Here is a 13,899-nt window from a genome sequence, read left to right on the forward strand (position 1 = left end):
TTCTAACTCCAAATTTTACATATAAACTCCTCTACTACTATTCCCTGAATTTAGAGGTGAAATCCAAAAAAAAACATTCTATATGCCTGGCGTGGTGGAGCCCAAATTGAAATTTACTGTCCAGTTTTGCAATAATACTGTCCACTTTACTGACTTTACTGTCCACTTCTGCATAAATACTGTCCACTTTTCACATTTTACTGTCCACTTCCGAAATAATACTGTCCACTTATTTTTCAGCACAACAAAAAACACCCATATGAATGGATGCTTTTAGGTAATGATAAATTTTTTTTACTCATCCGCTTTCAACTCTGTATAGATAACCAATCTCTCTTCATGTGTCCCTTCATCTCGATTAAAGTTACCGGTACACGTGATCAAGTTCAGCTTGCTGCCATACGAATAGTCGAATATTTTATCAACAGGAGCGTTTTTTCTGTCGTACTTTTCTTTGCCAGTTACTTCAAAGGTTAATGTTTTTCCCTCTTTATCCTTAACGATCACTTCATCGCCTTTTTCAAGGTCTTCTAGCTTATAAAAAACAGCTGGACCCGTCTTGCTGTCAACATGCCCTGCCATTACAGCATTTCCTGGTGATCCCGGCTTAGCTCCATCACCAAACCAGCCAACGGTGTCCATTCCCTTTGGAACACCCATCTGACCATTTTTTAGCGTACCCACTTTTTCAATTTTAGTGATGATTTCCAATGCTGGAATTTCAATCACAGAAGGTGTGATCCCCTCTGTATCAGCTTTTAACTTTAAGCCTTCTGGCGGTGTCAGTTCCGTTGATGAGGATGCCACTTCTTCCTGCTGCTCTTGTTTTTTCACAGGTTCTGCAGATTGATTAGAGCTCTCACTTTTGACTCCATCCTCCCCACTTGAACAGCCGCTTACGATCAGCATACCTAGCAAAAAACTTGCAAGTGATTTTTTCATAAAAACCTTCCTTTCCATCTTCAATAGATAGAAAAGATGGAGGACAGATTTGCTGCCCTCCACTCTTAACTCTTAAGAATTGTTCGTCGCTTTTTTGCGAAGAATCATTGCTGTTGTTGCGGAAGCTAAGATCAATCCGAACAAGCTCCAAAGAATAGCATCGTTTGTTGATTGGCTCATTCCGCCCATACCTGTTTTCGGCATATCAGATGGCTTTTGTCCAGCAAACTTATCTGGGAATTGATCAACGATCGCACCAGATAGGGATTGTCCTACTCCGAACATGTGAGCATAAGCTTCAGAGATGTTCTTGTAAGCAGCTGGATAATCTTTGCCTGTATAGCTGTTGAATGCTGCTAGTAACTGATCGATGTGTACTTTTAAGCCTTCTTCTAAGTCAGCTGCTTTTAGACGTCCTTCTGTTGCTGTGTCTAGGAATTTAGCTTGTTCCATACGGTACTCATCGAGTTCAGCAATGGCTTGCTTTTTCCCTTCTTCATTCTTTTCTGCTGTTGCTGTTACATAGTCAACGAAGTAACCGATGTGGCTGCTCCAGATTTCTTTAAATTGCGCTGCACCCTCCGCACCATATACGGATTCTACAGCTGCTGTGATATCATCTGTGTTTTCGTTCAATTCAGCTGCCGCTGCTTCAAAGTCTTTAGCGCCGTCAATTCCTTTTTGCATCGTTAATGCCGCCAATGCTGCATGTGCAGAGAACACACTGTTTAAATCAGCACGAAGATCTGCTGCAGGTGTATCGACTGATTTGTTTTCAAACTTGTCAGGGAACTGATCCGTGATTGCCCATGAAAGACCTTTACCTGTCATGAACATATGGTGCATTGCTTCTGAAATGTTGTCATACGCTTTGTCGTAGTCCCCTGTTCGGTAGCTTTCAAATGCCCAGATCAGTTGGTCGATGTGAACTTTCAACCCTTCTTCTAGATCTTTCGCTTTTAATCGGCCTTCAGTTGCCTTATCAAGGAAATCCGCTTGCGTTACACGGTACTTATCCAATTCCGCTAATGCTTGCTTTCTTCCTTCCTCGTTGTTTTCAGCTGTTGCTGTTACATAATCTACGAAATAGCCGATGTGGCTGCTCCAGATTTCTTTAAATTGATTTCCAGCTTCTTCTCCATAAACAGATCCTACCGCTTTTGATAGAGCTTCTGTATTTTGGTTCAGCTGCCCTGCTGCTGCTTCAAAGTCTTCTTTTCCGTCAATTCCTTTTTGCATAGCTACTACAGCTAGGAATGCATGCTCTGAAAGTAGAGTATCCAATGAAGCACGAAGATCAATGGCTGGATTTGAAACTTCGGCAGACATATGGCCTTTGCTGTGACTTTCATGACCATGTGCATTGGCCACTGTGAATGTTGGTATTAATAGTGAAACACTTAACGGTACTGCTAAAAGTGCTTTTTTCATTTTCATTTGGAATCTCTCCTTTTTTTGTTTTTTTTTACACTTAGCTAACGGAGAGAGTTTTTATTTGGATCACTTTTTTTAAAAAAAGTTTTTGTTTTTTTGTCGAACCTTTAAAAAATGTGATTGTCTATCGTCTAAATCGGTATAAAAAAGCTCCTTTAGCCAGCTGGCTAAAGGAGCTCTAAAATTTTATTTTATTCGTACAACTTATATTTACCTGCTAACTTCTCAACGCGTGTCTCAGCATCCTTCAGCATCGATTCATCCTCGATGTTTTTTAACACTGACGCCATAATAGAAGCGATCTCGTCCATATCTTCTTCAACAAAACCACGTGAAGTTACCGCAGCTGTTCCGATACGGATACCGCTCGTTACGAACGGGCTTTCTTTATCAAACGGAATCGTGTTCTTGTTTACTGTGATTCCGATATCATCTAATGCTTTTTCAGCCACTTTTCCTGTTAATGCAAGCTCACTCACATTGATCAGGATCAAGTGATTGTCCGTACCATCAGAAACAAGTGTGATGCCTTCTTTTTTCAAAGACTCCGCTAAGCGCTTCGCGTTTTTCACGATCTGCTCTGCGTAGCTCTTGAACTCATCTGTTAATACTTCACCGAACGATACTGCTTTTGCTGCGATAACATGCATCAAAGGTCCACCTTGGATGCCTGGGAAGATTGATTTATCAATTTTTTTCGCGAACTCTTCTTTACAAAGAATCATACCGCCACGAGGGCCACGAAGGGTTTTATGTGTAGTCGTTGTTACAAAATCTGCATAAGGAACTGGATTTTGGTGAAGGCCAGCTGCAACAAGTCCTGCGATGTGGGCCATATCCACCATTAGGTAGGCTTCAACTTCATCGGCGATCTCGCGGAACTTTGCAAAATCAATCGCACGAGGATACGCGCTCGCTCCAGCTACGATCAGCTTCGGACGGTGCTCTAATGCTTTTTGACGAACATCTTCATAATCGATAACATTCTTCTCTGCATCTACGCCATATTCCACAAAGTTATATTGAATGCCAGAAAAGTTAACGGCACTTCCATGTGTTAAGTGACCGCCATGAGAAAGGTTCATACCAAGAACAGTGTCGCCTTGCTCGAGGATCGTAAAGTATACAGCCATGTTTGCTTGTGCACCTGAGTGAGGTTGAACGTTAGCGTGTTCGGCACCGAAGATTTCCTTCGCACGATCTCTTGCTAGATTTTCAACAACATCCACGTGTTCACATCCGCCATAATAGCGTTTGGACGGGTAGCCTTCTGCATACTTATTCGTAAGTACAGAGCCTTGCGCTTCCATTACGGCTTGACTTACAAAGTTTTCAGAAGCAATCAATTCAATTTTCGTACGCTGGCGGTGCAATTCATCCATGATGGATTGGTAAACTTCTTGATCAGCTGTTTTCAAATGGTTCAATTTCGCTTCCCCCTTACCTTATGTGAAAAAATGATTATGATTGTAACATACCCCTCTATCTTACACGTTAAAGCTTTAAGTTGTAAGAGGAAATGCACAAGTGTGAAAATTCATTTTATTTGATAGGGATGAACATGGTATGATGATACATAATAGAGAGAGAGCTATTTATAAGGGGTGTTAACAACATGATGAAAAAGTGGTTTGGAGCGAGTCTCCTTATTCTTGTACTAGCTTTGGCTGGCTGCAGTGAAGAAAAAGCAAAGCCTGAAGCAAAGGAAAAAGTAGAAACACGAGATAACGAAGAACAGAGCACTACAGATGATCTTGCAGGTCAACAAGCTGAGATCATTAAGAACATGGAAAAAGACGCCGTTCAGTTAGATCCTAAAGCACTTGAAGCAGACCCAAAAGCGTACGAAGAAAAAATCATTAAAGCTACGGGGAAAGTGCTAACGGATAACGAAAAAGGAATGGGTTCAAGCTTTGAGTTCCAAGTTGGAGAAACAAAGTTTAGAGTGATGAACTTTACGATGGGCAGCGGTTTTGAAAAAGGTTCTGAGGTCACAGTATTCGGTAACGTAAAGACTGGTAAGGACGCTAAGACTGGCCTTCCGCTGATCAACGCGACATATATCAACTAAGAAACAAAGAGCGGAATCATTCTCCGCTCTCTTTTTTATGTTTATTTTGAAAATCATGAAGTGCCTTATATTGCGTTTGCATCGTGTCTGACAGAGATTGATAAAGTTGAAAAAGATCTTTGTAGACGTTTTTGTAATCGGGGTTAGGTATGATTTCTTCGTACTGCTTCGTCTCAACGGGCGCTTCTTCCAATTTTTTTGTTTCACCAATCGCGAATCGACCTAGTAACACAGCTCCTAAGCACGAACTCTCCGTATGTTCAGGTATGCTCACTTTTGTTTGGAAAACATCTGCTAAGATCTGTTTCCAAAGCGACGAGTTCGTAAAGCCTCCAGTTGCAAAAATCTTAACTTCACTTTTCCCCACTTGACTCTTTATCAGTGAGTACACGCTAAATAAGTTAAGAATCGCCCCTTCCAGCACAGCGCGCACCATATGATTTTGATTATGGCGGAGTGTCAGACCAAGAAATGATGCTTTTGCCTGTGCATCCCACAACGGCGCTCGTTCTCCAGTTAGATAAGGCAAGAATACCAAGCCCTCAGCACCCGGCTGAATTTGCTCAGCATCTTTAGACAGCTTTTCATAAGCCACACTTTCATCCTCTTTTTGCAAAAGATCATGAATCCATTGAAACGCGATTCCACCGTTGTTAACCGGTCCACCTGATACCCAATGATTTTCTGTAAGAGGATAACAAAATGAACGGCCTTCTGTATCAAGTATCGGTGAAGTCGATGTTGTTCGGATCGCGCCGCTCGTCCCTATCGTTACCGCAACATCTCCTGGTGAGATCGCACCGACACCAAGGTTTGACAACGGGCCATCCGTCGCACCGATCACCACTTTTACAGAGGAATCAAGACCTGATTTCTTCGCCAGAATGTCAGACAGGTTCTCCCAATAATAGGTGGTTGGCTGAAGGTCTGGAAGTTTTTCTGGTGTGACATCTGCAAGTTTCAGCGCTTCTTCATCCCACGTTTTTGTACGCAAGTTCCAAAGGCCAGTTGCTGCGGCTGACGCATGATCTGTCTTCCACTCATTGAACCAGCGGAACAGTATGTAATCTTTAATTCCAACAAACTTTTCTGCTTTTTTAAAAATATCGGGACGTTCATTTTTTAACCACTGCAATTTAAAAAGAGGTGTCATCGGATGCTGAGGGACACCGGTACGTTTATAAAGTTCGACCGCATCGCCACCGTAATCTGATTTATAAGCTGCTACATACGGCTCACTCCGGATATCAGCCCACGTAATGCTGTTTGTCAGTGGTTTTCCTTCTGCATCTACTGCAATCAATGAATGCATAGCCGTGCTAAAAGAAATGAAGCCTATTCTTTCTGCTAGGTCTCCACTTTTCCGTACGGTTTCTCTTAACGATTCATTCACTGCTTCATAAATTTCATCAGGCTTCTGTTCTGCAGCCCCTGCTTCTTCCGATAGTAATGGATAATTTTTCGAATGATGAGCAACAGCCGCTCCTTTTTCATCAAAAAGAACAACCTTCGTACTCGTTGTACCTATATCTATTCCGATCGCATAATTTCTCAAGATCACTTTCTCCTTTCACGTAAAAAAGGAAGCAGCTCTAGTATGCCCTTCCTAAACAACACATCATTCTACATCGCCTTTTCATCATACTATTCAGACCAGAAAGAATCACTTAATATAGATGTAAAAGGAGCGCTTCTTTTGTTAGGGACGCCAGATTAAAGGAGATATAGATCGATGAATAGTCTTAGAATTCGCCCTGTCGTATTAGAAGATCTAGAGCAGTTGAAGGACTTGATGCTTCGTTACATCGTTGATTTTTATAAAGGAAAATCTCCTGAGGGATCAAAGCTGGAGGATCATATCAAGCATCTGCTTGCTTCGGATGAAGCAGGTACCCAGTTTGTTGCTGAGACAGAAGATGGCAGATTAGCAGGATTCGCAACACTCTACTTTTCGTTCAGTACGACCCGTTTGCAGAAAATCGCCATCTTGAACGATCTTTTTGTAGACGCTGAATTCCGTGGTGCTGGTTTAGGAGAAAAGCTGTTTCTGCATGTGCTGGAATACACGAAAAATGAAGGCTACGCGTACATGTCGTGGCAAACGGCGGTCGATAACACCTCTGCTCAAGCACTTTATAAGAAGATGGGCGGAAAAAACATCAATTCAGAGTGGATTCACTACGAGATTGAACACAACTCATAAGATTGGGGGCTTGGCTGGCGCCAAGAAGCTGTTGAGCGGAGGCTAGTTAACCGTAATCCCACACAAAGTGGCGGTGAATCCACGAGTTTCGGCTTGGAATCCACAAGTTTTGGTGCTTTATCCACGAGTTTTATCTTTGAATCCAAAAGTTTTGGCAGTTTATCCACGAGTCTACAATCCTCGACACGTTACGACAGCCTCCCTTCATCTCCGCGCACGTCACATTACATCACATCACATCACAATAGAAAAAAGCCCTCAACAAGAGGGCTTTCCACATTTAAAAACAACGTATGTCTTCTTTACTCGGATACACCGCGCGTTCGCCGCCGATGAGCTTTGGACGTGTCTTCGCCAACGTCACGTGTGCGGCGCCGACCTTTTTCACTTCACTGCGAACCGGCACGGCCACATGCTTTAAGTGCATTCCGATAAAGGTGTCACCGATGTCGATGCCTGCGTCGGCTTTTATATATTCAACGATCACGGGTTCATTCATATGGTAATAGGCATGTGTTGCCAACGCACCTCCAGCTGATCGCGCTGGAACGACCCGCACTTCTTCATAGCCTCGTCGTTCAGCTTCTTCGCGCTCCATAACAAGCGCACGGTTCAAGTGTTCACAGCATTGCACGGCAAGTGCCACGCCAGTTTCCTCTTGAAACGCTACGATACCTCGGTAAAGTGCACCCGCTGTATCCATCGTGCCTGATGTGCCAATTCGTTCACCAATTACTTCGCTCGTGCTAGCGCCTACTACTAATAATTGTGACGGTCTTAATTGTGCATGCTTTTGCAGATCTTGCAAAACATTCAGGACTTGGTCTTGAATTTGTTGGAGCTCATCGCTCATGAGATGGTCTTCCCTTCATTTTATAGGTTTATAGCTTTATGGCTATTGGCCTTCATATTGAGAGATTTTATCTACACGGCGACCGTGACGTCCGCCTTCATATTCTGTCGTCAGCCATACTTTTGCGATTTCGAGTGCTAGACCCGGTCCGATGACACGTTCACCCATTGCAAGTACATTGCTGTCGTTATGCTGTCTTGTAGCTTTTGCACTGAATAGATCATGAACAAGGGCGCAGCGGATTCCTTTAACTTTGTTCGCTGCAATGCTCATTCCGATGCCTGTACCGCAGATTAAAATTCCGCGATCAGCTTCACCGTTGGCTACTTTTTCTGCTACAGGAATCGCATAGTCTGGATAATCTACAGATGTATCGCATTCACAGCCCACATCCTCCACTTGCATACCCAGCTCTTCGATCATGCTGATGATTTCTTTTCGTAATTCAACTCCGGCGTGATCTGATCCAATTGCTACCTTCATGTTGTGTGCACCTGCTCTCTCATACTTTTTTTCATTATATGCTGTCCCAATCGCCTGTTCAATGTCACTGCAAGTCAATTTTGGACAGCCTTACCTCATTTTGTCTTACTACTTCTTGCTATCGTCTTTTTTCATTAATTTTTCAATTAGCGCTTCTATCTCATCTCTTGTTTCTTGATAAAGATGAAGTGGTCCACCGAACGGATCTGTGATGTCTAAAGAAGGTATTTCACTTTCTAACTTCATCCTTCTCTCAACGAGCGGTCTTACTTCCCTTTCAAACGCCTGTCTCACTTGTTCATCTGCAGAGTCCTTTGACATATACTGAAGCTTCAGCATCTCGATCTCCGTGTAGATCTCATAGATCTCTTCAATCTTCTTCTGCTCATCGTCGTCAAGAACATACTCTTTTAATGTATACGTCTTATTCACCGCATCTGGCCAACGTCCGACGAGCGCATGCTTATGGCTCTCGGTCATCGTTAGAATTAGATCCGCCCACTCGATCAAATAATCGGACACGCCTTGTGACTGATGACTTTCTTTAATACTTCTTTCCGAAAGAGCTTGTGTCGCGTTCGAACTCATCACGGCACCGTTTCCAGCAAATACACCAGCTGATTTAACGTTGAACTTACCTTTTCCTTTTTTGCGTAAAATGGCCTCAGCCATCGGACTGCGACAAGTATTGCCTGTACAAATAAATAAAACATTCATGGTGAATTCACCTCATATTCTATCTTTCCCTATTTTCCAATAGGTTAACGCTCTTATTAGTAAGTATATCATCGGATCAATGAATAAAAAAATGGCTGTTTTTCTTATTCGAAGTAGATTTGTAAGTAGTTGCTCTCCGTTCCAGGTGCTTCGCTTTCCGCGGGGCGGGCGGTGAGCCCCTTGCCGCTTTGCGCCCTTAAGGGTCTCACCTGTCTAGTTACAACGGCTAGCCCCTCGAGGTCAAAAGTCAAATGGTCAAGAAGGCAAAGTACGCCTTCCTAGCCCCTTCAACTTTTGCTTGTCGGGGCTGAACGAGCCGCTTTCACTTTCGGTACTGTCCCACTCGTCCTAGCCGTAGTCTCACACCTTCCACTCCTATCAACCTGCCAATGGAAGATACACCTTAAAGAATATCAGTAAGGATGAAATAGCATTTAAAACGGCAAAAGAATCTTCACCCCAAAAGCAAGCAGGATACATCCGCCGAACGCTTCACCATAGGAACCGAGCCACTTCTGCACTTTTTTTCCCATGATTAATCCAGCCCACGTTAAGACCATGCTCATCAAGCCAAACATCGTAATCGTGAGCCATGTTTTGGCCCCATAGATCCCCAAAGACAATCCCACTGAAAAACTATCTAATGAAGCACTAAGCGCAAAAACGAGTAGCCCGATTCCGATCGGCTGTACGAACGGTTCATCCTCATTCGAAAAAGAGGATCGAATCATCGTAACGCCTAGTATCACAAGCAAGATTCCACCGATAATGGCTGCTATACCGCCAAAATGAACAGAGATCTGTTTACCGATCGACATTCCAGCAAGCGGCATCAGCATATGAAAGATTCCTATTGTAATTCCTATTTTCATAATTTGTTTTAATCGAAGGGATAACATCCCCATCCCTAGGCCGATCGAAAAAGCGTCCATACCTAGCGCAACTGACATAAATAAAAGTGTCATCCATTCTCCCATGGTTGCCAAATACTTCCCACTCCCTTAACCATCATACTTTCAGACTATGCATGTCTACTTTTAAAAAGACTAAAAAACATACAAGCTGTTGAGAAGACGAAAAAATGAACTCTTTACCGCTTTAGAGGAAGGGATAAAGTGATTTATATCGTATATAAAAGGAAGTGAATCTGTACGTAAAGGAGAGGAACAAGCATGGTCCATAACGCATCGGCCATTACGGAAAATGAAAAAGACATGTGGCGATCGTCGCCATTCCCAACTGGCCTATCACGCCAAAAAAGCATGACTTTTCGATGTATGAAGCATAATGAAGAGCTCATTATGACCGAGAGCGAAGGTGAACTGTTTGACTTGTTTGGCCTCGAGCGGGAAAACGTACTGCAAAAGAGAATCGAAGACATCTTCCCGAAAGAAATAGCAGCCTTTAAAAAAGAAATGTACGAAAGAGCCCTAAACGGAGAGAGCCTTACGTACGAATCTGAGCTGAACGGCATTCCCTTTTTAGCTGCGATCGGTCCAATCTACAATAAGGATGGAACCGTTTCTGAAGTCTATGGATTCTGTGTCGATCTGACAGAAAGAGTATCCGTTGAGACGCAGCTCGCCGAAAGTGAACAGCGTTTCCGGTCGTTGATGGATCATAACATCGATGCGCTGTTTTCACTGAACCTCGAAGGCAAGTTTACGACGGTCAATAAAGCTTGTACGACATTGAGCGGTTATAGCGAGACCGAGCTATTGAACATGACCTTTAATCCGTTCATGATGCCTGACCGAAGAGCGGCTGCGATCGATCAGTTTAAGGATGCGCTAAAAGGACAAGCCAAAATGTATGAAACGCGGATTCAGCAAAAAAACGGTGGAACGCGTCAGATCATGTTCACCCTTACCCCGATTATTGTTCTTAATAAAGTGCTCGGTGTTTTCGGAATCGCTAAAGATGTAACCGCAAAAAGAGAAGCGGAAAAAGAACTACGCGAAACAAAGGATCTGCTGGAGTCTGTTATCTATCATTCTAGTGATGCGATCTCGGTCGTCCACTTAACCGACTACTCGGTAAAAGTGAATCCAGCTTTTGAATTCATATACGGATGGTCTCAAGACGAGCTCACGAACTTGACTTCACACATCCTTCCGGTAGTACCTGAAGATAAAGAAGCTGAATCCGAAAGACTAATGACGATCGTCAAGCACGGAGGTTATGTAAAAGGGGTAGAGACTATACGATTGACGAAGTGTGGCAAACGATTAAATGTAAGCCTTTCCTTAAGTCCGATCTATGGCGAAAACGGTGAAGTCGTCGCACTCTCTGCGATCTCCAGAGATATTACGGAAAAAAAATTAAAAGAAAAAGCGTTGAAAGAAAGCGAAGAAAAGTATCGGATAATTGCAGAGAATACGACTGATCTAGTAGGTGTCGTTGACTTAGAGGGAAACGTCAAATACGTCTCCCCTTCAAATCGTCTTCTACTCGGCTTCGACCCGTCACTTTATGATGGAAAAAAGATTCAAGGATTTTTCCACTCAGATGACCGGGCAAAAGTAAGAATGGCGATGAACGAGATGGTTCAAACTCAAAAGCCTGTGAAGTTTGAAGTTCGATGCAAGCATGCACACGGCCACTGGGTAACCCTTGAAGCGAACGCGACCCCTATCGCAAACGATTCAGATCAGCCTGACTCGTTCGTTGTTGTAGCACGCGACCTAACCGAACGAAAAAAGACAGAAGAAATGTTAAGAAAGTCTGACAAACTCTCTGTACTCGGCCAGCTTGCCGCTGGTGTTGCGCATGAGATCCGCAACCCGCTCACCTCGATCCGCGGCTTTCTGCAGCTTCTGCAATCAAAGGCGTCAGAGAACGAGGACTATTACGAGATCATGCTCTCAGAGATCGATCGAATCAACAGCATCGTCGGAGAGTTCATGCTGCTCGCCAAACCGCAAGCGATGAACTTTACACAAACCGATCTTCGCCAATTGTTGCGACACGTTATATCGATTCTTGATACACAGGCGATCCTAACAAATGTCCAAATCTATTTCGAGAGTGAACCAGATCTGCCCGAAATATGGTGTGTTGACAATCAGATCAAGCAAGTATTTGTGAACATGCTAAAAAACGCGATCGAAGCGATGCCAACCGGCGGCTCTGTACATATTCAGTTAAAGAGAGAAGGCGGATATGTAGTTGCTTCTTTCATCGACCATGGCTGCGGGATTTCAGAAGAACGTCTGCCAACCTTGGGCGAACCGTTTTATACCACAAAAGAAAAAGGTACAGGCCTCGGCCTCATGATCTGTTACAAGATCGTAGAAAATCATCACGGTAAAATCTTGATTAATAGCAAGATCGATGAAGGAACGACCTTCTCGATCCTGCTTCCGATCGATGAAAACAAGCCTGTGTCTTAAGTAGACACAGGCTTGTTTTAGTTTGGTACGAACTCTACAGGGTTACCTGACTTTTAACTGAAATCAGGTCCTTTTTTATTCTTTTATAAGATTTCCACCGGCCGATTTTTCAAGTCTGTTCATAATCGCAACACCGACGCCTGTTTTCGGGAAAACCTCTCCGAAAATCTGATCGACACCAGCTTCATTAAACGCTCGTAACGCTTCGTACAGATGTTGAGCCACCGTTTCAGGATTGGAGCGACTTCCAGCAGGAATGACACAATCCGCTTTATATACGCCAGCTCTTTCTTCTGTGGTCAAAATTCCAATACGTTTTCCTGCTTCGCGTTCTTTATCCACAAGTCTCTGCAAAAATTCCTGGCTTCCATCCACAAGAACGAACGGTGCGTCAGGTGCATAGTGTGTATATTTCATACCTGGTGATTTAGGCGCATGCTTTTCGTTCTCCAATCCCGGATCAACAACAACTCGCCCTACACCAGCAACTTTTTCTAGCTCTTCTAACGTGATTCCACCAGGTCGTAAAATCGTGACAAGTTCACCTGTGCATTCAACAACCGTTGATTCTACGCCAACGCCTGTTGAACCGCCATCTACAATGCCAGGAATCCTGTCTTTTAGATCTTCATAAACATGCTGAGCGGAAGTGGGACTTGGTTTTCCAGACAGGTTCGCACTTGGTGCGGCAAGTGGAACACCTGAAGCTCTGATGACAGCGAGCGCGATCTCGTGATCTGGCATCCTTACAGCAACTGTGGATAACCCAGCAGTTACTCTTTCACTAACGTTTTCACCTTTTGGCAACACAATCGTTAATGGACCCGGCCAGAAAGCGGTCATTAATTTCTGTGCTGTCTCTGAAACAGAAGAAACAAGCCCCTCTAATTGTGAGAGATCTGAGATGTGAACGATCAGAGGGTTATCACTCGGTCTTCCCTTCGCTTCAAAAATGCGTTTGATCGCTTCATCACTTCTCGCGTTTCCCGCCAAACCATAAACCGTTTCTGTTGGAATTGCGACTACTTCATTTTTATTTATCCACAGGGAAGCCTGAATAATATGTGGATGATTTTCTAGAGCGTTTTCTGTTTTATCCACAGCCCAGCGTTCCGTTTGGAATGATTTCATGAGATAAATCCTTTCTATTACTCAGGTCCACCTTCTTTGAAAAGGTCGATTACAAAACTTTTATATCCACAGAGTTATACACAATATGTCGTAAATTGTGGACAACTTGTTGACAATCTCTTATCAATCAAGTGCATACGCTAAAAGTTCTGCTCCTGATGTTGCGTTATTTTTTATATGATCCGCGCTCTCAATGTGTGGAGGCACTTTATCTTTCGGAATCGTTTTAAAAGAAAGTTGTTCAAACATATGCACAGCTTTTGTAAGTAAATAAAGGGTTTCAACTCCTTTATCTTTTGAGTATACCAAAATTTTATCAATGAGTTTAAGAAGAAGCGTCTCTGACGAATATTTCTGCTTCAGTACGAAAGACCGCAGCAAGCCATCGTTTCCGATTCTCTCCAAACCGACTGTGCCGATTGTCTCGCCTTGATCGTTTACAACCACTAGATAATTTTCAATGCTGTCTTTGATTCCTTCTGACTGAAGTCCAGCTTTTCCGACGAGCTGTAAAAGATCTTTTGCTTCGTGTTGCATGGCCTGCCTTAAAATAATCGTCATCACTAACTCCCCTATTCCTGTATAATTTCAGCCTTCGTTTGGCTGTTTTTCATAATATAAGTAGCGAAAATCGAGATACCTCTTAAAAAAAGAAGGCTAACCATCATTTGGT

General features: G+C 43.3%; 13 protein-coding genes. 3 read left to right on the top strand and 10 right to left on the bottom strand.

Annotated features, from left to right (window positions below; translation table 11 throughout):
• Nucleotides 1-294: 294 nt before the first annotated feature.
• The 3 genes from I5J82_RS15970 to I5J82_RS15980 form a co-directional block, all read right to left on the bottom strand.
• Nucleotides 295-942 (bottom strand): class F sortase, encoded by a 648-nt coding sequence (locus I5J82_RS15970; RefSeq protein WP_198768675.1) that lies wholly within the window; start codon nt 940-942, stop codon nt 295-297.
• Nucleotides 943-1,014: 72 nt separating this feature from the next.
• Nucleotides 1,015-2,379: a copper amine oxidase gene (locus I5J82_RS15975; protein ID WP_198768676.1), complete on the bottom strand. Its 1,365-nt coding sequence runs from the start codon at nt 2,377-2,379 to the stop codon at nt 1,015-1,017.
• A gap of 188 nt (nt 2,380-2,567) precedes the next feature.
• Nucleotides 2,568-3,803 (bottom strand): serine hydroxymethyltransferase, encoded by a 1,236-nt coding sequence (locus I5J82_RS15980; protein WP_198768677.1) that lies wholly within the window; start codon nt 3,801-3,803, stop codon nt 2,568-2,570.
• A 188-nt stretch (nt 3,804-3,991) separates the two neighbouring features.
• On the opposite strand from I5J82_RS15980, the gene I5J82_RS15985 reads away from it, so the two are divergent.
• Complete coding sequence (locus I5J82_RS15985) at nt 3,992-4,447, top strand: hypothetical protein (RefSeq protein WP_198768678.1); 456 nt, start codon at nt 3,992-3,994, stop codon at nt 4,445-4,447.
• A gap of 16 nt (nt 4,448-4,463) precedes the next feature.
• On the opposite strand, the gene I5J82_RS15990 is transcribed toward I5J82_RS15985, so the two are convergent.
• A complete protein-coding gene (locus tag I5J82_RS15990) occupies nt 4,464-6,002 on the bottom strand; it encodes a gluconokinase (protein ID WP_233096509.1) in 1,539 nt (512 codons plus the stop codon).
• Nucleotides 6,003-6,179: 177 nt separating this feature from the next.
• On the opposite strand from I5J82_RS15990, the gene I5J82_RS15995 reads away from it, so the two are divergent.
• Complete coding sequence (locus I5J82_RS15995) at nt 6,180-6,650, top strand: GNAT family N-acetyltransferase (RefSeq protein WP_198768679.1); 471 nt, start codon at nt 6,180-6,182, stop codon at nt 6,648-6,650.
• 280 nt (nt 6,651-6,930) lie between these two features.
• Here the strand turns inward: I5J82_RS15995 and I5J82_RS16000 are convergent, their stop codons facing one another.
• From I5J82_RS16000 to I5J82_RS16015, 4 genes are all read right to left on the bottom strand, one after another.
• Nucleotides 6,931-7,503 (bottom strand): TIGR01440 family protein, encoded by a 573-nt coding sequence (locus I5J82_RS16000; RefSeq protein ID WP_198768680.1) that lies wholly within the window; start codon nt 7,501-7,503, stop codon nt 6,931-6,933.
• A gap of 42 nt (nt 7,504-7,545) precedes the next feature.
• The gene (rpiB, locus tag I5J82_RS16005; RefSeq protein ID WP_066398975.1) at nt 7,546-7,986 is read right to left on the bottom strand and encodes a ribose 5-phosphate isomerase B; all 441 of its coding nucleotides are present in this window, start codon (nt 7,984-7,986) and stop codon (nt 7,546-7,548) included.
• A gap of 108 nt (nt 7,987-8,094) precedes the next feature.
• The gene (locus tag I5J82_RS16010; protein ID WP_198768681.1) at nt 8,095-8,703 is read right to left on the bottom strand and encodes a low molecular weight protein arginine phosphatase; all 609 of its coding nucleotides are present in this window, start codon (nt 8,701-8,703) and stop codon (nt 8,095-8,097) included.
• Nucleotides 8,704-9,137: 434 nt separating this feature from the next.
• Nucleotides 9,138-9,680, bottom strand: coding sequence for a manganese efflux pump MntP (locus tag I5J82_RS16015; protein ID WP_233096663.1), 543 nt, complete (start codon nt 9,678-9,680; stop codon nt 9,138-9,140).
• Nucleotides 9,681-9,875: 195 nt separating this feature from the next.
• Here I5J82_RS16015 and I5J82_RS16020 point away from each other — a divergent pair, with 195 nt between their 5' ends.
• Nucleotides 9,876-12,095, top strand: coding sequence for a PAS domain S-box protein (locus I5J82_RS16020; RefSeq protein ID WP_198768682.1), 2,220 nt, complete (start codon nt 9,876-9,878; stop codon nt 12,093-12,095).
• Between the two features lie 75 nt (nt 12,096-12,170).
• Here the strand turns inward: I5J82_RS16020 and I5J82_RS16025 are convergent, their stop codons facing one another.
• The gene (locus tag I5J82_RS16025) at nt 12,171-13,226 is read right to left on the bottom strand and encodes an L-threonylcarbamoyladenylate synthase (protein ID WP_198768683.1); all 1,056 of its coding nucleotides are present in this window, start codon (nt 13,224-13,226) and stop codon (nt 12,171-12,173) included.
• A gap of 123 nt (nt 13,227-13,349) precedes the next feature.
• Complete coding sequence (locus tag I5J82_RS16030) at nt 13,350-13,787, bottom strand: GNAT family N-acetyltransferase (protein ID WP_066398985.1); 438 nt, start codon at nt 13,785-13,787, stop codon at nt 13,350-13,352.
• Between the last annotated feature and the right edge of the window lie 112 nt (nt 13,788-13,899).

This window comes from Fictibacillus halophilus (assembly GCF_016401385.1).
GTDB lineage: Bacteria > Bacillota > Bacilli > Bacillales > Fictibacillaceae > Fictibacillus > Fictibacillus halophilus.

Bases quoted from the DNA above. Each gene is read 5' to 3' on its own strand.
- I5J82_RS15995 (WP_198768679.1), top strand. From the start codon at position 6,180: ATGAATAGTCTTAGAATTCGCCCTGTCGTATTAGAAGATCTAGAGCAG.
- I5J82_RS16025 (WP_198768683.1), bottom strand. From the start codon at position 13,226: ATGAAATCATTCCAAACGGAACGCTGGGCTGTGGATAAAACAGAAAAC.
- I5J82_RS16010 (WP_198768681.1), bottom strand. From the start codon at position 8,703: ATGAATGTTTTATTTATTTGTACAGGCAATACTTGTCGCAGTCCGATG.
- I5J82_RS16020 (WP_198768682.1), top strand. From the start codon at position 9,876: ATGGTCCATAACGCATCGGCCATTACGGAAAATGAAAAAGACATGTGG.
- I5J82_RS16030 (WP_066398985.1), bottom strand. From the start codon at position 13,787: ATGACGATTATTTTAAGGCAGGCCATGCAACACGAAGCAAAAGATCTT.
- rpiB (WP_066398975.1), bottom strand. From the start codon at position 7,986: ATGAAGGTAGCAATTGGATCAGATCACGCCGGAGTTGAATTACGAAAA.
- I5J82_RS15985 (WP_198768678.1), top strand. From the start codon at position 3,992: ATGATGAAAAAGTGGTTTGGAGCGAGTCTCCTTATTCTTGTACTAGCT.
- I5J82_RS16000 (WP_198768680.1), bottom strand. From the start codon at position 7,503: ATGAGCGATGAGCTCCAACAAATTCAAGACCAAGTCCTGAATGTTTTG.
- I5J82_RS16015 (WP_233096663.1), bottom strand. From the start codon at position 9,680: ATGGGAGAATGGATGACACTTTTATTTATGTCAGTTGCGCTAGGTATG.
- I5J82_RS15975 (WP_198768676.1), bottom strand. From the start codon at position 2,379: ATGAAAATGAAAAAAGCACTTTTAGCAGTACCGTTAAGTGTTTCACTA.
- I5J82_RS15970 (WP_198768675.1), bottom strand. From the start codon at position 942: ATGAAAAAATCACTTGCAAGTTTTTTGCTAGGTATGCTGATCGTAAGC.